Origin of the sequence: Sphaerimonospora mesophila (assembly GCF_001417795.1) — a bacterium.
Taxonomy (GTDB): Bacteria; Actinomycetota; Actinomycetes; order Streptosporangiales; family Streptosporangiaceae; genus Sphaerimonospora; species Sphaerimonospora mesophila.
Genome location: NZ_BCBX01000032.1, coordinates 400,814 through 421,595, shown reverse-complemented (window position 1 = coordinate 421,595; position 20,782 = coordinate 400,814). Strand labels below are relative to the sequence as shown.

Below are 20,782 nucleotides of genomic sequence, written 5' to 3'. Positions count from 1 at the left end.
CTGGCGTATGGTCGCGGGTGAACCACGGATCGGAGGATTGGCACTTGTCCGTCGAGCTCCATCACCGCGTCCATCACCGCGTCCATTACCGCGCTGTCGTCGCGGGCCCACACGGTGATCCGCCGATGGCGGCCGGCCGCGCCGAATCGGGGTGTCCGCGGTGAACGAGACGGTGCACACCGCGCACCCCACGAAGATCACCGGGATCGAGCTGCGCCGGATCGCGATGCCGCTGGTCACGCCGTTCCAGACGTCGTTCGGCACCGAGACGCGACGCGATGTGCTGCTGCTGCGGGTCGTCACCCCCGAGGCCGAGGGCTGGGGCGAGTGCGTGGCGATGTCCGCTCCGCTCTACTCGGCGGAGTACGTCGACGGCGCGGCCGATGTGCTGCGCCGCTTCCTGATCCCCGCGCTTCCCGCGCACGCCGACGCCCATGCGGTCGGCCGTGCCCTGCGCCCGTTCAAGGGCCATCGGATGGCCAAGACCGCCCTGGAGGCGGCCGTGCTCGACGCCGGGCTGCGCGCCGCCGGGCTGTCGCTCGGCTCCTTCCTCGGCGCCTCCGCCGACCGCGTTTCTGCCGGGGTGTCCATCGGCATCGTGGACTCGATCCCCGAGTTGCTCGACGTCGTCGCCGGTTACCTGGAGGAGGGCTACGTCCGGATCAAACTCAAGATCAAGCCCGGCTGGGACGTGGCCCCCGTACGCGCGGTGCGCGAGCGGTTCGGGCTCGACGTACCACTCCAGGTCGACGCCAACGCGGCGTACACCCTCGCCGACGCCGGACACCTGGCCAGGCTCGACGAGTTCGGCCTGCTGCTCATCGAACAGCCGCTCGCCGACGACGACATCGTCCAGCACGCCCGGCTCGCCACCAGGCTCACCACCCCGATCTGCCTGGACGAGTCCATCGAGTCCGCCGAGCACGCGGCGGCGGCCATCTCACTGGGAGCCTGCTCGGTCGTCAACATCAAGCCGGGCCGGGTCGGCGGCTACCTGGAGGCGCGGCGCATCCACGATCTGTGCCGGGCGCATGGTGTCGCGGCGTGGTGCGGCGGCATGCTGGAGACGGGCATCGGACGTGCCGCCAACGTCGCGCTGGCCGCGCTGCCCGGTTTCTCCCTCCCCGGTGACCTCTCCGGTTCCCGCCGCTACTTCACCACCGACATCACCCCGCCCTTCGAGCTCCGGGACGGCCACCTGACCGTGCCCACCGGCCCCGGCATCGGAGTCGAGCCGATCCCGGAGATCCTCGACGAGGTCACCACCGCCATCGAGTGGATCCCTCTGTAAAAGCTGTAAAGGTGGTCGACCCGTGCGGCAGCGCGCCCACGACTACCTGGGCGGCACAGTGGTGACACTGCCTGGGCAGCACAGTGGTGACACTGCCTGGGCAGCACAGTGGTGACACTGCCTGGGCGGCACAGTGGTGACACTGCCTGGGCGGCACAGTGGTGACACTCGAAGAGTCCCTCCCAGGTTCGGCCGCAGACCTGACACGGAATTGTCGCAGCCGCCTGATAGACGTGGAGGCATGGCGGTGAGTGTGGACGAGTTCCTGAAGATGCTGGCCGGGCTGCCCGAGGTCGAGCAGAGCGACGGGGGCGGCTGGGTCTCTCTGAAGGTGCACGACAAGGGCTTCGGTTACCTCTGGGAGGAGACCCAGACCGTAGGGCTCAAGCAGACGCTCGAGGAGCAGATGGCGCTCGTCGCGGAGCGCCCCGAGGTGTTCGAGGTCCAGTTCACGGCAGGCCGCTTCGGCTGGGTGGTGGTGCACCTCACGAAGATCGACGCGGATGAGTTGGCGGAACTGGTGACCGAGGCGTGGTGCCTGACCGCCCCCGCCCAACTGGTCGACGCGTACGAGGCCGGACACGCTCTCCTGTCCCGACACCGCAACCAGGAAAGCCTACGGTGATCGCCGCCGCGCTCAACCGCTATATCGCCCGCGAGCTCTAGCGAATCATCACAGCGAATCGCCACGGCAGATCATCACGGCGAATCATCACGGCAGACGACCACGAGCTCGCCGCCCGACATTCCTGGGAGCATCCGATTCTTCAGCAGCGCAGAAGAGGCGGTCCTCAGCAGCGCAGAAGGCGCTCGAACTGCTCGTCGGTCAGACGCAGGTCCGCGGCGGCGGTGTTCTCCTCCAGGTGCGCGATCGAACTCGTGCCGGGGATCGGGAGCATGACCGGTGAACGGTGCAGCAGCCAGGCGAGGGACACCTGCGCTCGGGTGGCGCCCAGCTCGGCGGCGACCTCCGCCAGCGGCCCGGTCGCCGACGCGTGCCCGCCGCCGGCGACCGGCAGCCACGGGATGAACGCGATGCCTTCGCGCTCGCAGTAGTCCAGCACATCCTCGTCGTCGCGACGGGTCAGGTTGTAGAGGTTCTGCACGCTCACGACCTCGATGTGCTCCCTGACCGCTTCGATCTCCGCGACCGACACCTGGGAGAGCCCGAAGTGCCGGATCTTCCCCTCGTCCTGAAGCTGCTTGGCCGCGCCGATCTGGTCGGCGAGCGGCACCTTGGGGTCGATGCGGTGGAGTTGGAACAGATCGAGGCAGTCGAGGCGGAGCCGCCGCAGGCTCAGCTCGGCCTGCTGGCGCAGGTATTCGGGACGGCCCAGCGGGATCCACTCGGCCCGAGACGGACGGCTCTGACCCGCCTTAGTGGCGATGAGCAGATTGTCGGGATAGGGGTGCAGTGCCTCGGCGAGCAGTTCCTCACTCGTGCCGGGGCCGTACGAGTCCGCGGTATCGATGAAGGTGACGCCCAGCTCGACAGCGCGACGGACGAGCGCGAGGGCGGCGGGCACGTCGGCCGGCGGCCCCCACATGCCGGGCCCGGTGATTCGCATCGCCCCGAAACCGAGACGGCCGACCGTGAAGTCTTTGCCGATCGTGATCGTTTCCTGCATCCCCGTCAACTCCCCTTGCTGATCGCCGGTGTCCCCGAGCGTACTGAGATCTGGCCGCACCCGCGCCCACCTGAAGTAAGCCCTCTCCCATGACAACGTGGACGTCCCGTCCGCCGGGACGCCTCAGCAGACCTTGACCGTGAAAATGGTCCACCGGCGGGCGATCTCCCCACCTCGCGCCGACTCGAAGCGCCACCACGTGCATTCGGTACGGCGACCGCCACTGGGGACCCCGCCCATCCTCATACCCGACAAAGGCGGTGTGGAGAATGTCGGGTGATCGGGGCCGGTGTCACCGCACGATGGGGACATGGATGACACGACCTTGATATCCCGTTTCCTCCGCGACGGCTTCGTGAAGTTGGAGGGCGCCGTCGCGCCTCGCGTGGCCGCGGACTGCGCACGGCTGCTGTGGCGAGAGACGGGCTGCGATCCGGACGACCCGTCGACGTGGACGCAGCCCGTGCACTGGGTGGGCGGCATGGCGCAGGGACCGTTCGCCGCCGCGCCCAATTCCCCGTCTTTGCATCACGCGTACGACCTGCTCGTCGGCGCGGGACGCTGGGAGCCGCGCTACTCGCTGGGCACGTTCCCGCTGCGCTTCCCGCACGAGGAGGAGCCGGACGACGCGGGCTGGCACATCGAGGGGAGCTATCTGCCGGAGGGTGAGACCTGGTACTTCACGAATCTGCGCTCCCGGGGCCGGGCGCTGCTGATGCTGTTCCTGTTCAGCGAGGTCGGTGAGGAGGACGCGCCGACCCGGATCCGGGTCGGCTCACACCTTGACGTGCCGAAGGTGCTGGAGAAGTACGGAGAGGACGGGGCAAGCGGACTGACCCTCGCCCCCGATCTGGTGGCGGCGTCCGACCACCGGCCACTCGCCCTCGCCACCGGCTCCCCGGGCGACGTCTTCCTGTGCCACCCGTTCCTGGTGCACGCGGCGCAACCGCACCATGGGATGCGACCGCGCTTCATGGCCCAGCCGCCGCTGATCCCGGCCGCACCGTACGAGCTGGAGCGGCCCGACGGTGCGTACTCACCCGTGGAGATCGCGATCCGCCGGGGTCTGGGATACGACACCCCCGGTCCGGACGGGGACGGCCACGATCACGGCGTCAGGTAAACGTACTTCACGACCATCGCCGGCAAGGGTGGCCGTGAAGAGGGGAAGAAGAAGGAGACCGGGCATGCTGGAGGGGCCGAGCCAGGCCATGGAGCACATCGTGTGCCATTGCGGCCAAGCCCGGCCCCGGCCCCCGGTTCGATCCCGTTGATGCTCACCCACGGCCGGCCGTGGACGTTCTGGCACCGAAGATTTCTCAGTGACCGAAGATCGCGATGGGTGACGTCGGCCGAGTCCAGGTGTGCTCTTGATGAAGCAGGACGAGAGGCACCTGATGATCTTCCCGATGCACGATGCACGAGGGATCGAGGCTGACCCGGCGTAGAGCCTTAAGGTGACCGCGAGCAGAGCATTCACACGCTCGCCGACCCCACGCAGGCCCCCGTAGCAGTTTGCTGCAGGTCTGCCGGTCATCGCTGAGCCTGCGGTCTGCCGGTCATCGCTGAGCCTGCGGTCTGCCGGTCATCGCTGAGCCTGCGCTGGTGGCGCTTCATCTTCGCCGGGACGACATCGGCGCGCCTTCGTAGCCCAGGCCTGCCAAGGCCGGCAGGCCGACTCGGATGGCGGCGAGGGCGGTGATGATGCCGTGGCGGCGGGCGCAGGTCATGTCGTGCTCGCGGCCGGGGCGGACGTCGGAGACCCACAGCGGCCAGCCGTCCGGGGCGGAGATGACCTGCACGTTGCCGCCGTGGTGCTTGTGCTTTCCCGACCACCACAGGTCGGCGCCGTTGGGGCCGGGGGTGGCGACGCGGTCGGTGGCGATGAGGATGCCGTCGAGGTTGATGTGCGTCAGACCCGTACGCGCGGCCGTGTCCAAGACGGTGTCCAGGTCGGGAGTGTGTGCGGCCAGAAGGTCGATGCCCTCATGGAGGTAGCGGTAGACGGTCTTGCGGCCGATGCCGTGGTCGATCGCCAGTTGCCTGATTCTGGTGCCGTCCAGGAACCAGCGCAGGATGAGGACGGCCTGGGCATGGCAGCCGAGTGCGCGGCGGCCGCGGCGGGTACCTCGGCGGCGGCGCTCGGCATGAAGCAGGGCGGCCAGGAACAGTACGGTCTCCCGGCGCACCTGGAGGGTCGCCGAGTATGTGACACTGGTGGGCACGTGAAGCCTCTGATTATGAAGTTGATCTCTAGACAAGACCACTTCTATCAGGGGCTTTACGCTTTCCGAACACTGGGGCGCGGCATGCCCAGGCATGCCCTGCTATGCCCTGCCATGAAGCGGCGTGACCCGGCCGGCGTCGGCACTACACACAGCGACGAACCGTTACAGACAACGGCTCAATGGCTCACCGTCACTTCAACCACTCTCCGTGGCCGCTCATGCTACCGGTTTCATTGCTGTTTCCAGCGATTCACCCGAAAGAGCCGACTTAAGCCAAGTGGTCCAATACATAATGTCGGACATCATAGACATTTGGAGTAATTCACCACCTCTCTCTCATAATTATTTTTGAATTGACCATGGCGGGAGTATTGCCCTCGACGGATTAACGTGAGATTATTCATACAGGTTTTCGAGGAAGCGATCCCGCGAGGGGAGGAGTAAATGGAGTCGGCAAAGCTATCGAATATGGACAACCTGCTCAATCACGATTCGCCACAACCCGCCGCTCCACCCCTTCTCGGGCCCGAATGGTGGGCGGAGGTGAAGGCGGAAGCCGCAGCGCGTGCTGCCGCCCGTTCCTCTCGCTACTCGACACGCGCCCCGTCACTCGGCTGGCCGGCAGCACTCCATCGCGTGTCCCCGGACAATCCGGATCGTACGTCTCCCGACACCGCGTCCTCGGATGCCGTGTCTTCCACCGGCACATCTCTGAACGACACGCCACTGATCGACATGTTTCACGCCGACACCCCTGCCCGTTCAGGTCGCTTTCATGGGGCCGGTCCAGATACGACAGGATGCAGCGTCACTGAGTTAAGCATGGCTGCGGAGAACTCGGCCCGCACCGGCGAGGCTTCAACCACCACATCCCCGAGTAACGCATGTCCGGCCGATGCGGTGGCCGGTGATGTGGATGGTACGGTCGGTGGTTCCCCGACAAATGACGACGACCGTGATGATTCGCCTCGGCGGCGCGTTTCGGAGTCTGCGGATATCCCTTCCGGTAGCGCTTCGGATGATACTTCGGGCGGTTCTTCGGGTGGTCTGAGCGGTGCGTGCGCGGCGGATTCCGCAGACGCGGACGGGGTGTTGTCGTGGCCGTTGGTGAGCCAGGTGCGGGAGGCCGCGCTGGCGTTGGCGGTCACGGCGCTTCCGGGCTCTGCGGAGGTGTGTCTGGCGCAGGTGGAGGAGTTGGCGTTCGCGCGGGATCGGCTGGAGGCGGCGATCGCCCTACGGGCCGCGCGGGTGCACGCGGCCGGAGCGGCCCGCCAGACCGGGCACGCCTCGACGCGGACGTGGTTGCGGTCGGTGTGCGGGATGAGCCGCCGGACGGCCTACCGCACCGTCGCCCTGGGCATCGAACTGGCACGCCTGCCCAAAGTACGGGCACGGTACGCCGCCGGGAACCTGACCGAGGCGGTGGTGGCGGCGATCTGCGCGGCCACCACCGGACTCGGCGATGAGGACGCGGCCAAGGCCGAGACGATCCTTGTGGAACTGGCCGATTGCGCCGGGCCGCAGGAGATCGCCAAAGCGGGACGGTATCTGCGGGCGGTCCTGGACCCCGACGGGGAGGTCAAGGACGCCGCCGCCGACTACGACGCCCGGTTCCTGCTGCTACGGGAAACCGAGAGCGGTGGGGTGGAGGGGGAGTTCCGTCTGCCGCGGGAGGCCGCCGCCCGGCTACGGACCCTGCTGGACGCCTACGCCAAACCAAAGGCCCAAGGAGATGACCGGCCGCTTCGAGTCCGCAACGCCGACACGCTGATCGCACTTTTGGAACAGCAGATCACCACCGAACTCCTGGTGTTGATCAACGCCGAGTCCCTCCCCGACGACCCCACCCCCCACGATGCCGAACACGGCACCGCCCCCGGGCAATCCACCCACCACAGCACCACTCCCCGCGACGCCACGCCCGGCGACGCCGCACCTGACGATGTCGCGCCCGAAGACAGCGCATCCGAATGCACCACGTCCGGTGACACCGAGCCTGATGACGCCACGCCCGGCGGCACCGCATCTGACGACGTCACTGCGCCTGAGGACACCGCGCCCGGTGACGCCGTCCGGAGCGACGGCCCGGCGCTTGCGACCGGCAAAGGGACCGGCCCGGAAACCCGCGAGGATGCCGGTGACGACCTCGATCCTGATCACACTCCCGACGCCGCTTCCGAGCCTGCTCCCGGATTCCTTCCCGGAGCCTTTCCCGGGGCCGGCCGCAGAGACGACCAAGGGGACGCGACGCCAGGCGGTGATCCCACCTGCGGCCAGGGTCCCGAGTGGCCCACCAAGAACTCACGCGAACACCGCACCCCCATCCGCCCGGCCACCACAGGTGACGACGAGCCCAGCCCCGCGACCGCGGCCAGCCCAGCGGTCGAACTCGGCGCTGCGGCCGGGACCGGAGGCACTGACGAGCCCGGAAGCATTGACGAGCCGGAGACCGAGAGCGGCTCGGGGACCCGCACCGGCATCCACAACCAGGCCGGTGAAGACGACCACACCGCGAACACCACTCCCACCGGTGCCGACCCCGGCACGCACCCAGCAGACCCCGCCACCGGCGACCCCAGCAGGGACGACCCCGGCAGGAGCGCCCCTGGCAGCGGCAACCCCGGCGACCCCAGCGGAGGCGATCCCGGCAGGAGCGATCCCCGTGGGGGCGTGGACCCCGGGGGTGCGACTTCCAGGAGCACAGGCTTCCGCTTCTGGAGCGTCGACGGCGGCTTCGGGGACAGCGGACCCGACGTCGGGGACTGGCGGTGGCAGTCGGTGCTGCGCACCCTGCCCGGGCTGCTGCTGTCCACCGGACACCTGCTACCCATCACCGACATCCACCGCCTGGCCCGCACCTCCACCCTCGTCCGCCTGGTCATGAACACCGAGGGGCAGGTCCTGGACATGGGCCGCAAGACCCGCCTGGCCACCCCCGCCCAACGCCGCGCCATCGCCGCCCGCTACGACACCTGCTGGGTGAAAGGCTGCCCCCTCCCCGCGAGCATGTGCCAGATCGACCACATCGACAACTGGAGCGAAGGCGGCCGCACCGACCTGGCCAGACTCGGCCCCGCCTGCCAATTCCACAACCGCGACCGCTACCGGCACCCCGACCGCTACCAACGCCGCAAGACCGGCCCCGACCGCTGGGAGTTCATCTACATCGGCCCCTCACCCACCAGAAAGCGCCGACCCACATGATCGACCTGCATGGAAGCACAGTGGCGTGCCATCGCTCCCTGTGGAGTGTCACGGTGTGGAGTGTCACGGTATTTCACCTACCCACCTCATCTGGGGACGATGGGACGCAGCGTCGACCACTCACGCCAGGGCATCTCACTCCATTTCCAATGGACTTCCGATGCCTCCCGCACAACGGCATCCATCACATCCCGGTGACATTCAGCACATCCCACTGGTATTCGGCATATCCAGGCTGTCGGCGAGCAGTAAGAGTGGTCGCGGCACGGAGGAGCGATGCGACCGACGTCCGCAGTGGCCGGCCCGCAGCGGCAACCGCCGCCGGATGCGGACCGCGGCCGGACACCAGCCGACGGCGGACACCGGCCGACGGCGGGGTGCCAACCGCTGCCAGACACCAGCCGACGCCGGATGCCGACGCCGAGCGTGAGCATCGAGCGCGAGCACCCGATACCCGGGGCACCCAACACCCAAGCACCACCGCACTGCCGTCAGAGTGATCCTCCGGGAGCCGCACTGCGGAGCAGTCGATGAAAGATTCAGCGGCCAACTGGAGGGATTCAGCCGACACTTGACGCCTCCAGATGGCCGCGATACCACTGGACGGCGATAACACCGCGCCCAACTCATCAGCAAACCCCAGAGCAAACGACAGCGAAGATCGGCTACCCTCCACCACGGATGTTAACGATAACATCAGGAGGTCCATCCCGTGTCACCCCCCAAACCTCCATTCACACCATGGCGCCGCTTGAGCGGGCTGACGACGCTCGTGGTCGTCGCGTTGCTGGCCGTGTGTCAGAGTGTCGTCAACGCAGGCGCGGCCGCCGCCACGATCGACACCAATGCCTCGTACGTGTTGATCAGCCGGCACAGCGGCAAGGCGATCGACGTCTACAACCTGGCCACCGATAACGGCGCCCCGATCGTGCAGTGGTCACGCAACGACGGCGCCTGGCAGCAGTGGCAGTTCGTCGACTCCGGCGGCGGCTACTACCGGCTGAAGTCCCGCCACAGTGGCAAGGTCCTCGACATCGCCTCCCGGTCGACCGCCGACGGCGCCGACGTCATCCAGTGGACCGACCTCAACGGCACCAACCAGCAGTTCCGGGTCGTCGACACCGGTAGCGGCTACGTCAAGCTGATCAACCGCAACAGCGGCAAGGCCCTGGACGTGTGGGAGTGGTCCACCGCCGACGGCGGCCGCATCTCGCAGTACACCGACACCGGTGGCACCAACCAGCAGTGGCAGCTCGTCAAGGTCGGTGGCGGCGGCGGGGATCCGACGACTCCGCCGGCGTCCTATCCCAACCCCGGATACGTCACGGGTGACACCGGTGTGCACGACCCGGAGGTGACCAAGACGTCGAGCGGGACCTACATTCTCGCGCACACGGGTGACAACATCCCGCTCAAGACCTCCACCGACCGGACCGCGTGGCGCAACGCGGGGGCGGCGTTCCCCGGAGGGGTCCCGTGGGCACACGCCTACACCAACGGCAGCAACACTCTGTGGGCCCCCGACATCACCTATGTCAACGGCCGTTACTACATGTACTACGCGGCCTCCACCTTCGGCTCCAACCACTCGGCGATCTTCCTGGCCACCAGCACGACCGGAGCATCGGGATCCTGGACCGACCAGGGTCTGGTCATCGAGTCACGTACCTCCGACAACTTCAACGCGATCGACCCCAACCTCGTCGTCGACGCGCAGGGCCGCTGGTGGCTGAGCTTCGGCTCGTTCTGGTCCGGGATCAAGCTCGTCCAGCTCGATCCGGCGACCGGTAAACGCAGTGACGGCACCATCCGCGGCATCGCCGGGCGGAACGGCGGCGCGATCGAGGCGCCCACCATCTTCCGCCACGGGGACTACTACTACCTGCTGGTGTCGTTCGACCTGTGCTGCCGGGGTGCGGACAGCACCTACCGCGTCATGGTCGGCCGGTCCACCTCGGTGACAGGTCCCTACGTCGACAGAAACGGCACCGCGATGACGTCCGGCGGCGGCACTCAGATCCTCGCCGGCCATGGTGACATCCACGGTCCCGGCCACCAGGCCGAGCTGGATGACACCGACGGCGCCGTCCTCTTCTACCACTGGTATGCGAACGACAACTCGTCCCGGCTGGGCATCAACAGGCTCGGATGGGACAGCGCCGGCTGGCCCTTCGTCTACTGATCCCGTCTTCTGAACCCACTGATACCCCCACTGATACCGCCACCGATACCGCCACTGATACCGCCGCTGATACCGCCGCTGATACCGCCCACCGGCCCGTCTATTGACCCCGCCTACGGATAAGGCCTACGGACACCGTCCACACCGTCGACACCGTCCATTGACCCGTCTGCTGACGGCCGCGCATCACCTCCCACAGGCCGTCCGGTGCTGACCTGACCAGGCACCGGACCGGGCAGAACAGGCGGCCGGGGCACCATGCCCCGGCCGCCCGCCGCCTTACCGTCCACCGCTTTGCCGTTCGCATCCCCTCTCCCGTCTGATATCCCTCGTCACGCCCATCCACCTTTTGATTGGACTCACTCTTAAGATGGTTGCGTGTTAGCGATATCGCAGAGGGGTTGACCGCATGCCATCGAAAACGGGCGGCGGCAGGTCCCGTTCCAAGCCAGCGGTGATCGAGGATGTGGCCGCGCTCGCGGGGGTTTCGGCGATGACCGTCTCCCGGGTGTTCAACTCGCCGGAAATAGTGCGAGCCGAGACCCGGGCGCGCGTGATGGCAGCGGTCCGAAAACTCGATTATCGGCCCAATCTCGCGGCCCGGCAGCTCGCCACCGGCCGGTCGGGGGTGCTCGGTGTCGTGAGCCTCGACACCACCCTGTACGGCCCGGCCTCCACGCTCAGCGCCATCGAGCAGGCGGCCAGGCAGAGCGACTACACGGTGAGCATCGCCAGTCTGGGCATACTCGATCGCCGGTCGATGCAGGAGGGGGTGGAACGCCTGCGCCGGCAGTCGGTCGACGGTGCGATCATCCTCGCGCCGCACGAGGCGGCGGTCGACGGCCTGCGTCACCTGCCACCCACCATGCCCGTCGTGGCGGTGGACGGGCGGGACGACATCCCGGTCCCGGTGGTGATGGTCGACCAGCGTGCGGGGGCGGCCCGGGTGACGCGGCACCTGCTCAGCCTCGGCCACGAGACGGTGTGGCACATCGCGGGTCCGGCCGAGTGGATCGACGCGAGCAGCCGGATCGACGGGTGGCGTTCGACGTTGGAGGCCGAGGGCCGGCCGGTGCCGGAGGTGCTGAGCGGGGACTGGAGCGCACGCTCCGGCTATCGGCTCGGCAAGCAGCTCGCAGGCGACCGCTCGATCACCGCGATCTTCGTGGCCAACGATCCCATGGCTCTGGGCGTGATGCGGGCCCTTCGTGAGGCGGGGCGGAGCGTCCCCGACGACGTGAGCGTGGTCGGCTTCGACGACGTGCCCGAGGCCGCCTACTTCTGGCCGCCGCTCACCACGGTCCGGCAGAACTTCGCCGAGGTCGGCAGGCAGGCCCTCGAACTGCTGCTCCACCGCATCGCCATCGCCGATTCCGACACCGGGGCGGAGGGCGGGGCCGCGGAGAACGTCCGTCGACTGATCGAGCCTGAAATCGTGCTCAGGGAGAGCACCGCCGCTCCCCGCTGACCCCGCCCCATCGGCTTCGGCGACATGCCGTGGCACCACCCCACACGGCGCCACGGCATGTCGTCGTCTCTCCCCTCAGGGAACCGTGCCTCAGAAACCCTGCGCGAGCCGGTAGTAGGCCTGATTCCAGCGCAGTTCCTTGGTGAACTGCCGTGAGGTGGTGTCGGCGTCGATGACCAGCAGTTCGACGCCGAGCATCTCGGCGAAGTCGGTGAGCTCGTCGGCGCCGACGGCCGCGGACAGGACCGTGTGGTGCGGTGCGCCGGCGGTGATCCACGACTCGGCGGAAGTGCGCAGGTCGGGCCGGGGGCGCCAGACGGCACGGGCGACGGGCAACTTCGGCAGCGGCTGCGGCGGGGCGACCACATCGATCTCGTTGGCCACCAGCCGGAACCGATCACCCATGTCGGCCAGCCCCACCACGATCGCCTCGCCGGGCACGGCGTCGAACACCAGGCGGACCGGGTCCTCCCGGTTGCCGATGCCGAGCGGATGGATCTCACACGACGGGGTGTCGGCGGCGATCGTCGGACAGACCTCCAGCATGTGCGCGCCGAGGATGAGCTCCTCGCCCGGTGTGAGGTTGTAGGTGTAGTCCTCCATGAACGAGGTGCCGCCCGGCAGCCCGGCGGACATCACCTTGAGCGTCCGCAACAGCACCGAGGTCTTCCAGTCGCCCTCACCGCCGAACCCGTAGCCGTCGGCCATCAGGCGTTGTACGGCCAGGCCGGGCAACTGCCGCAGCCCGCCGAGGTCTTCGAAGTTCGTGGTGAACGCCTTGAATCCCCCGTCGTCGAGGAAGGACCGAAGACCCAGCTCGATCCTGGCGGCGTACCGCAGGGACTCGTGCCGCTCACCGCCGGCCAGCAGCTCCGGGGCGACACGGTAGAGGTCTGCGTACTCCTTCACCAGGGCGGACACGTCGGCATCGGAGGCGGCGTCGACGGCGGCGACCAGGTCGTTCACGCCGTAGGTGTTCACCGAGACTCCGAACCGCAGCTGCGCCTCGACCTTGTCGCCCTCGGTCACCGCCACGTCGCGCATGTTGTCGCCGAACCTGGCCAGCCGCAGCGACGCGACCTCGGCCCGTCCGGCCGCCGCCCGCGCCCAGGTGGCGATCCGCGCCGCCACCGAAGGGTCGCTCACGTGACCGGCCACGGTCTTGCGCGCCACCCCGAGCCTGGACTGGATGTAGCCGAACTCCCGGTCGCCGTGCGCGGCCTGGTTCAGGTTCATGAAGTCCATGTCGATGCTGCTCCACGGCAGCTCCAGATTGGCCTGCGTGTGCAGGTGCAGGAGCGGCTTGCGCAGCGCGTCCAGCCCGGCGATCCACATCTTGGCCGGGGAGAACGTGTGCATCCACGCGATCAGGCCGCCGCATTCGTCATCGGCGTTCGCCTCAAGGCACGCCCTGCGGATGGCGTCGGCACCGGTCAGCACCGGCTGCCACACCACCTCGAACGGCAGCGCCCGGCCCAGCTGCTCGGCGATACCCCGGGACTGCTCGGCCACCTGCCGCAGCGTGTCCTCGCCGTACAAACCCTGACTACCGGTCAGGAACCACAGCTTCACCGGGCACTCCTTTGTCCATAAACGTTCTGGTAGCGGTCGTACAAGCTGTCGATGTCGTCGCGTGCGATCGGCAGCGGTTCACCGAGCTGCCGCGCCACGTGGACGGTGCGGGCGACGTCCTCGCACATCACGGCGGCCTTGACGGCGGCCTTGGGCGACGCGCCGATCGTGAACACTCCGTGGTTGCGCATGAGGACGGCCGGGGAGCGGTGGCCGGTCAGCGTCTCCACCACGCCCTTGCCGATGTCGTCTCCCCCGATCAGCGCGAACGGGCCGACGGGGATCTCCCCGCCGAACTCGTCGGCCATCGCGGTGAGCACGCACGGGATGGCCTCTCCCCGGGCGGCCCAGGCCGAGGCGTACGTGGAGTGGGTGTGGACGACCCCGCCCACGTGGGGCATGTGCCGGTAGATGTAGGCGTGCGCGGCCGTGTCGCTGGACGGGGCGAGATCCCCGGCGACGAGGTCGCCCTCCAGGTCGCACACGACGATCGAGTCGGGGGTCAGCTCGTCGTAGGACACGCCGCTCGGCTTGATCACGAACAGTTCCTCATCCGGCACCCGTCCGGAGATGTTGCCCGCCGTCCAGGCGACCAGGCCGTACCGCACCAGCTCCGCGTGCAGCCCGCACACGGTCTGTCTCAGCTTGTCGATCACACTCATGCCCCGATTCCGTTCCTGCCGCTTTCGTCGCTGTTCGAGTCGTCTCTGTTCGAGTCGCCGCTGATCGCGTCGTTTCTGATCGCGTCGTTTCTGATCTGGCGCAGCCGGTGCAGCAGGGCGCCGTCAGCGAAGTGGTCGTGCAGCCGGCGGTACTCGGCGTACAGCCGGTCGTAGGCGTCGGCCCGGTCCGCGTCGGGCACGTAGGCGTCGGTGAACCGCTTGCCCATCGCGGCCGCGGCCGCCGTGATGTCGGGATAGGCGCCCGCAGCGACGGCCGCATGGATCGCCGAGCCGAGCGCCGGGCCCTGCTCAGAACCGATCACCGACAGGCGGCGGCGCAGCACGTCGGCGTAGACCTGCAGGAGGAAGCGGTTCTTCAGCAGCCCGCCCGCGACGACGAACTCCTCCACCGGCACCCCGGCCGCCTCGAACGTCTCCACGATCACGCGCACACCGAAGGCGGTCGCCTCGATGAGCGCGCGGTAGACGTCCTCCGGCTTGGTGGCGAGCGTCTGGCCGACGACCAACCCGGACAGGTCGTGGTCGACCAGCACCGACCTGTTGCCGCCCTGCCAGTCGAGCGCGACCAGCCCGTGCTGCCCGACCTCCTGCTCGGCCGCGAGCGACGTGAGGAACTGGTGCGGGTCGAGACCGCTCGCCGCGGCACGCTCGGCATAGGAGGCCGGCATCGAGGTCTCGACGAACCAGGCGAAGATGTCGCCGACGGCCGACTGCCCCGCCTCATAGCCCCACAGGCCGGGCACGATGCCGTCGCGGACCACGCCGCACATGCCCGGAACCTCGGCCAGCCGGTCAGAGGGCATGATCAGGCAGGTCGAGGTGCCCATGATGGCCACCATCTGGCCGGGCCGTACGGCGTCCGCCGCGGCCGCTGTGACGTGCGCGTCCACATTGCCGACCGCGACCGCGATCCCCTCGGGCAGCCCCGTCCACTGGGCGGCGCGGGCCGTCAGACGACCGGCGAGGCCGCCCAGCGGTGCGAGCTCCAGGCCCGGCTTGCCCGCGCTGAGCTTGTTCGGGAGGTCGACGAAGGCGGGATTGAGCGCGGCCAGGAAGTCTTCCGAGGGATAGCCGCCGTCCTGGAAGATGCCCTTGTATCCGGCCGTGCAGACGTTGCGGGTCTCCACACCGGACAGCTGCCAGATGATCCAGTCGGCGGCCTCGATCCAGCGCTCCGCCAGGTGGTAGATCTCCGGATCCTCCTCCAGGAGCTGCAGCCCCTTGGCGAACTGCCACTCCGAGGAGATCTTGCCGCCGTAGCGGGCCCGCCACGGCTCGTCGCGCTCGGCGGCCAGCGCGTTGATCCGATCGGCATGCGGCTGGGCCGCGTGGTGCTTCCACAGTTTGGGCCAGGCGTGCGGGCGCTCGGGGTGGATCTCGCACAGGGGGGTGCCGTCGGCCGTGGTCGGCAGCACCGTGCAGGCGGTGAAGTCGGTACCGATGCCGATCACCCGCGAGGCCGGGACGCCGGAGGCGGCCAGCGCCTTCGGTACGGCATGGCGCAGCACGCCGATCCAGTCCTGCGGGGCCTGCAGGGCCCAGTCGGGGCCGAGGCGGACGTCGCCGCCGGGCAGGGTCTCCTCGATCACGCGGTGGGGGTACTCGTACACGGCGGTGCCGACCTCTACGCCGTCGCTCACCCGGACGACGACGGCGCGGCCCGACAGCGTGCCGAAGTCGACACCGACCACGTAGTCATCGCCTTGATGGAGGCCGGCACGATCGCTGTTAGCGTTCACATATCGCTCCAATACTGAGGACGGGAACACCTACGGGAAAGATCCCTAGGACTTACGGGTGCCGATCAGGCGCTGCAGCAGGATGAAGACGAACAGCAGCAGGCCGATTACGATCTTGGTCCACCACGAGCTCAGCGTCCCCTCGAAACTGATGATCGTCTGGATCAGGCCGAGCACTAGCACGCCCAGCACCGTGCCGAACAGATAACCGGTGCCGCCGGTCAGCAGCGTGCCTCCGATGACGACCGCCGCGATCGCGTCGAGCTCCATGCCGACCGCGTGCAGGCCGTACCCCGACAGCATGTAGAAGGAGAACAGCAGGCCGCCGAGCGCCGAGCAGAAGCCGCTGATCGCGTAGACCGCGATCTTCGTGCGCGCCACGGGGAGGCCCATGAGCAGGGCCGACTGCTCGCTGCCGCCGGTCGCGTAGACGTTCCTGCCGATCCGGGTGTAATGCAGCACGTACGCCGCCACCAGCACGACCACGATGGCGATGACGACGAGCGGCGAGATCCACAGCTCGCCACCCAGGTCGATCCGGGTCTGGGCGATAGCGGTGAAGGTCGGGTCCTCGATGGGGATCGAGTCGGTGCCGATCGTGTAGCACAGGCCGCGGGCCAGGAACATCCCGGCGAGCGTCACGATGAACGGCTGGATCTCGAAGTAGTGGACGATCGCCCCCATGCCGAATCCGAGCACCGTGCCGACGGCGAGCACGAGGAGGATCACCACGGGGGCCGGCCAGCCGTCCCGCAGAAGGCTCGCCGCGATCATCGTGGCGAGCGCGACGACCGCGCCCACCGACAGGTCGATGCCACCCGTGAGGATCACGAAGGTCATCCCGACGGCGACCACCAGCAGGAAGGCGTTGTCGATGAAGACGTTCAGGATGATCTGTCCGGTGGCGAAGCCGTCGTAGCGTATGCCCCCGGCGACGAACATCGCCACGAACAGCCCGGCCGTGACCAGGACCGGGACGTATTTCGGCGGGATGTGTCCGCCCGGATTGGAGATCAGGCGGCGTACGGCCGCGCCATCGATGGTGCTCACGCCGAGACCCCCACCCTCTCTTCTCCTGCCTCTTCCTCCGCCGAGGCGGACGCGGCCGCGGCGGGCCGTCTGCGGCGGCGGAACGCCTTCTCCCGGAACGCCGGTGACTGGAGCAGGCACACGATGGTCACCACCAGCGCCTTGAACAGCAGCGTCGTCTCCGGCGGCACGCCGATCGAGTAGATCGTGGTCGTCAGCGTCTGGATGATGAGCGCCCCCAGCACCGTGCCGCCGAGTGAGAAACGCCCCCCGGCGAGCGACGTGCCGCCGATGACGACGGCGAGGATGGCGTCCAGCTCGATCCACAGTCCGGCGTTGTTGCCGTCCGCGCTGGAGACGTTCGAGCTGATCATCAGTCCCGCGATGCCGGCGCACAGCCCGCAGAACGCGTAGACCATCATGAGCACGCCGCGGGAGCGGATGCCGGCCAGGCGGCTCGCCTCGGCGTTGCCGCCGACCGACTCGATCAGCAGACCCAGGGCGAGCCGCCGGGTGAGGAAGGCCGTGAGCGCCAGCACCGCGATCACGATGATGATCCCGAACGGCAGCGTGAGCCAGTAGCCGCCGCCGATCAGCTTGTACGGCGAGCTGTTGACGGTGATGATCTGGCCGTCGGTGATGAGCTGGGCCACGCCGCGCCCGGCGACCATCAGGATCAGTGTCGCGATGATGGGCTGGATGCCGATGCCGGCGACGAGGAATCCGTTCCACGCGCCGAGCGCCACGGACAGCCCGAGGCCGAGCGCCACCGCGGTCAGCACTCCGCCGATGCTGTTCTGGTCGCCCAGCTCACTGATCCACAGACAGGCCAGCGCGCCCGAGATCGCCACGATCGACCCGACCGACAGGTCGATGCCGCAGGTCGCGATGACCAGGGTCATGCCGAGCGACACGAGGATCAGCGGCGCGCCGAACCTGACGATGTCGATGAGGCTGCCGTAGAGATGGCCGTCCTTCATCTCCACCTTGAAGAAGCCGTTGGTGAAGAACAGGTTGAGCAGCAGCAGCGCGGCGAGGATGACCACGGGCCACAGCATGCGGTGCCTGAGGACGGGGTTGAGAAGGGGCCTGAGGGTCCTGCTCATGAGCGGGCTCCGCTCGCGATCGTCTCGGTGAGGGTGTCGGTGGTCAGATCATCGCCGTTTTCCAGCTGCGCGACCAGCCTGCGGTCGCGGAGCACGCCGACCCGGTGGCTGAGCCGCAGCACCTCCTCCAGCTCGGCGGAGATGAACAGTACGGCCATCCCGCCGTCGGAGAGCTCCGCGACCAGGCGCTGGATCTCGGCCTTCGCGCCGACGTCGATGCCCCGGGTGGGCTCGTCGAGGATCAGCAGGCGGGGTTCGAGGATGAGCCAGCGTGCCAGCAGCACCTTCTGCTGGTTGCCGCCGCTGAGGTTCTTGACGAGCTGGTCGGGATCGGGCGGGCGGATGCTCAGCGCCTTGATGTATTTGTCGACCAGTTCGTCCTGCCGCCTGCGTGGGATCGGCCTGGTCCAGCCGCGCGCCGCCTGCAGGGCGAGGATGATGTTCTCTCGCACGGTCAGGTCGGGGATGAGGCCCTCGGCCCGCCGGTTCTCCGAGCAGAACGCGATCTTACGGCTGACCGCGGCCCGTGGCGTACGCAGGCTGACCTGCTCGCCGCCGATACGCAACGATCCGGTGCCTGCGTGATCGGCGCCGAACAGCAGCCGGGCGATTTCCGTACGGCCCGAGCCGAGCAGCCCGGCGAGCCCGACGACCTCGCCCTCGTGGATGGTGAGCGTGAACGGCTCGATCGCGCCGGTCCGGCCCAGCTCCCGCGCCTCCAGCAGAGGTACGGGTTTCCCCGCGGAGGACTCGGAGGATTCGGCGGCGGGTTTGGCGCCGAGGCGCTCCAGGTCGGCGAGCTCCCGGCCGATCATCTTGCCGACCAGCTCGATCTGGCTCAGCTCGCTGGTGAGGTGCTCCCCCACGAGCCTGCCGTTGCGCAGGATCGTCATGCGGTCGGAGATCTCGTAGATCTGGTCGAGGAAGTGGGAGACGAACAGGATCGCGATGCCCTGCTCCTTCAGCCGCCGCATCACCCGGAAGAGCTGGGCGACCTCGCCTGCGTCGAGGCTGGAGGTGGGCTCGTCGAGGATCAGCACCCGTGCCTCGATGTCGAGCGCCCGCGCGATGGCGACCATCTGCTGGATCGCCAGCGAGTACGACGACAGCGGCGCCGAGACGTCGATGTCTATTTCGAGCCGGGCGAGCAGCTCCGCGGCCCGCTGCCGCATCCGCCGCCACTGGATGCGGCCCAGGCGGCGCGGCTCGCGGCCGATGAAGATGTTCTCCGCCACCGACAGGTTGGTGCAGAGGTTGACCTCCTGGTAGACCGTGCTGATGCCGGCCCGCTGGGCGGCCTGCGGCCCGGCGAAGGCGACCTTGCGGCCGGCCAGCTCGATCTCGCCGGCGTCGATGTCGTAGACCCCGGTCAGCACCTTGATCAGCGTCGACTTGCCCGCGCCGTTCTCCCCCATCAGCGCGTGGACCTCACCCGGCAGCAGCCGGAAGTCGACTCCGTCCAGCGCCTTGACGCCCGGGAACTGCTTGCCGATCCCCGTCATCCGCAGGATCGGCGCGGGTGCGGTCATGCTGCGCCCCTCTCATCAATCTCTGGCCGGTCCCCCGGCCGGGCCGTCGCCAGGGGGCGGCCCGGCCGGGGAGGTTGTGGAATCGGCTGTCAGTACTTGCGGTTGGGCAGCGCTTCCTTGGCCTGCTCCTGGGTGAAGGTGGTCTCCTCGGTCACCACGCGGGTCGGCACCTGCTCACCGTTGACGACCTTCTTGGCCAGGTCCATGAGCTGGGGGCCGAGCAGCGGGCTGCACTCGACGATGTAGTTGATCTTTCCGTCGGCCAGCGCCTGCATGCCGTCGCGCACCGCGTCCACGGTGATGATCTTGATGTCCTTGCCGGGCACCTTGCCCGCGCCCTCGATCGCCTCGATCGCGCCCAGGCCCATGTCGTCGTTGTGCGCGTAGAGCACGTCGATGTCGGGGTTGGACTTCAGGAAGGCCTCCATGACCTCCTTGCCCTTGGCCCGGGTGAAGTCACCGGTCTGCGAGGCGATGATCTTGAACTTGGAGTCCGCGGAGATGACCTCCTGGAAGCCCGCCTTGCGGTCGTTGGCGGGCGCGGAACCGGTGGTGCCCTCCAACTGGACGATGTTCACCGGGTCCGTGCTGTCCTTGTACTCCTCGACCAGCCACTGGCCGGCCTTGCGGCCCTCCTCCACGAAGTCGGAGCCGAGGAACGTCTTGTAGAGGCTGGTGTCCTGCGAGTCCACCGCGCGGTCGGTGAGGATGACCGGGATGTTCGCGTTCTTGGCCTCCTTCAGCACCGTGTCCCAGCCGGACTCGACGACCGGGGAGAACGCGATGACGTCGACCTTCTGCTGGATGTAGGAGCGGATCGCCTTGATCTGGTTCTCCTGCTTCTGCTGCGCGTCGGAGAACTTCAGCTCGATGCCCGCCTCCTGGGCGGACTCCTGGACCGACTTGGTGTTGGCCGTACGCCAGCCGCTCTCCGCGCCGACCTGGGAGAAGCCCATTACGATCTTGCCGTCGCTCGAGCCGCCCGAGCCACCTGAACCGCTCGAGCCGGCGGAGCCGTCGCTACTACCGCAGCCGGCCATGGTGAACGCGACCGCTCCGGCCAGTACCAGCGCCGAGATGCTCTTCAACGCTCTGATTCTTCGCAACACCGGGGTTTCCTTCC

The 20,782-nt window shown here is 68.2% G+C and carries 14 protein-coding genes and 1 pseudogene; 6 read left to right on the top strand and 9 right to left on the bottom strand.

Annotated elements, in window-relative coordinates; genetic code table 11:
* Positions 1–226: 226 nt before the first annotated feature.
* Positions 227–1,291, top strand: coding sequence for an o-succinylbenzoate synthase (gene menC / locus AP234_RS09550; protein WP_055479344.1), 1,065 nt, complete (start codon positions 227–229; stop codon positions 1,289–1,291).
* Positions 1,292–1,532: 241 nt separating this feature from the next.
* Positions 1,533–1,916: an MmcQ/YjbR family DNA-binding protein gene (locus AP234_RS09545; protein ID WP_055479198.1), complete on the top strand. Its 384-nt coding sequence runs from the start codon at positions 1,533–1,535 to the stop codon at positions 1,914–1,916.
* Positions 1,917–2,082: 166 nt separating this feature from the next.
* Here AP234_RS09545 and AP234_RS09540 read toward each other — a convergent pair whose 3' ends face one another.
* Positions 2,083–2,919: an aldo/keto reductase gene (locus AP234_RS09540; RefSeq protein WP_055479197.1), complete on the bottom strand. Its 837-nt coding sequence runs from the start codon at positions 2,917–2,919 to the stop codon at positions 2,083–2,085.
* Positions 2,920–3,229: 310 nt separating this feature from the next.
* On the opposite strand from AP234_RS09540, the gene AP234_RS09535 reads away from it, so the two are divergent.
* Positions 3,230–4,042 carry a phytanoyl-CoA dioxygenase family protein gene (locus AP234_RS09535; RefSeq protein WP_055479196.1) on the top strand — a complete coding sequence of 271 codons (813 nt, stop codon included), beginning with the start codon at positions 3,230–3,232 and terminating at the stop codon, positions 4,040–4,042.
* Positions 4,043–4,238: 196 nt separating this feature from the next.
* Here the strand turns inward: AP234_RS09535 and AP234_RS09530 are convergent.
* A pseudogene (locus AP234_RS09530) lies at positions 4,239–5,144 on the bottom strand (transposase family protein).
* A 1,110-nt stretch (positions 5,145–6,254) separates the two neighbouring features.
* On the opposite strand from AP234_RS09530, the gene AP234_RS09525 reads away from it, so the two are divergent.
* From AP234_RS09525 to AP234_RS09515, 3 genes are all read left to right on the top strand, one after another.
* Positions 6,255–8,351, top strand: a complete 2,097-nt coding sequence (locus AP234_RS09525) for a DUF222 domain-containing protein (protein ID WP_160330403.1) — start codon at positions 6,255–6,257, stop codon at positions 8,349–8,351.
* 751 nt (positions 8,352–9,102) lie between these two features.
* Positions 9,103–10,533 carry a family 43 glycosylhydrolase gene (locus AP234_RS09520; RefSeq protein ID WP_055479193.1) on the top strand — a complete coding sequence of 477 codons (1,431 nt, stop codon included), beginning with the start codon at positions 9,103–9,105 and terminating at the stop codon, positions 10,531–10,533.
* Positions 10,534–10,942: 409 nt separating this feature from the next.
* Positions 10,943–12,001, top strand: coding sequence for a LacI family DNA-binding transcriptional regulator (locus tag AP234_RS09515; protein WP_055479192.1), 1,059 nt, complete (start codon positions 10,943–10,945; stop codon positions 11,999–12,001).
* 90 nt (positions 12,002–12,091) lie between these two features.
* Here AP234_RS09515 and araA read toward each other — a convergent pair whose 3' ends face one another.
* The 7 genes from araA to AP234_RS09480 form a co-directional block, all read right to left on the bottom strand.
* Entirely contained in the window at positions 12,092–13,573 is a 1,482-nt protein-coding gene (gene araA, locus AP234_RS09510; RefSeq protein WP_055479191.1) for an L-arabinose isomerase, read from the bottom strand.
* Positions 13,570–14,235 (bottom strand): L-ribulose-5-phosphate 4-epimerase, encoded by a 666-nt coding sequence (locus tag AP234_RS09505; protein ID WP_055479190.1) that lies wholly within the window; start codon positions 14,233–14,235, stop codon positions 13,570–13,572. The genes araA and AP234_RS09505 overlap by 4 nt, the downstream gene beginning before the upstream one ends.
* The gene (araB, locus tag AP234_RS09500; RefSeq protein ID WP_200926375.1) at positions 14,232–15,947 is read right to left on the bottom strand and encodes a ribulokinase; all 1,716 of its coding nucleotides are present in this window, start codon (positions 15,945–15,947) and stop codon (positions 14,232–14,234) included. Before araB ends, AP234_RS09505 begins: the two co-directional genes overlap by 4 nt.
* Before the next feature lie 93 nt (positions 15,948–16,040).
* Positions 16,041–17,045, bottom strand: a complete 1,005-nt coding sequence (yjfF, locus tag AP234_RS09495; RefSeq protein ID WP_083501933.1) for a galactofuranose ABC transporter, permease protein YjfF — start codon at positions 17,043–17,045, stop codon at positions 16,041–16,043.
* On the bottom strand, positions 17,042–18,130 hold the full coding sequence (locus AP234_RS09490) for an ABC transporter permease (RefSeq protein ID WP_055479189.1): 1,089 nt from the start codon (positions 18,128–18,130) through the stop codon (positions 17,042–17,044). The genes yjfF and AP234_RS09490 overlap by 4 nt, the downstream gene beginning before the upstream one ends.
* The gene (locus AP234_RS09485) at positions 18,127–19,659 is read right to left on the bottom strand and encodes a sugar ABC transporter ATP-binding protein (protein ID WP_055479188.1); all 1,533 of its coding nucleotides are present in this window, start codon (positions 19,657–19,659) and stop codon (positions 18,127–18,129) included. The genes AP234_RS09490 and AP234_RS09485 overlap by 4 nt, the downstream gene beginning before the upstream one ends.
* A gap of 89 nt (positions 19,660–19,748) precedes the next feature.
* Positions 19,749–20,768, bottom strand: coding sequence for an ABC transporter substrate-binding protein (locus AP234_RS09480; protein ID WP_235558058.1), 1,020 nt, complete (start codon positions 20,766–20,768; stop codon positions 19,749–19,751).
* Positions 20,769–20,782: the final 14 nt, after the last annotated feature.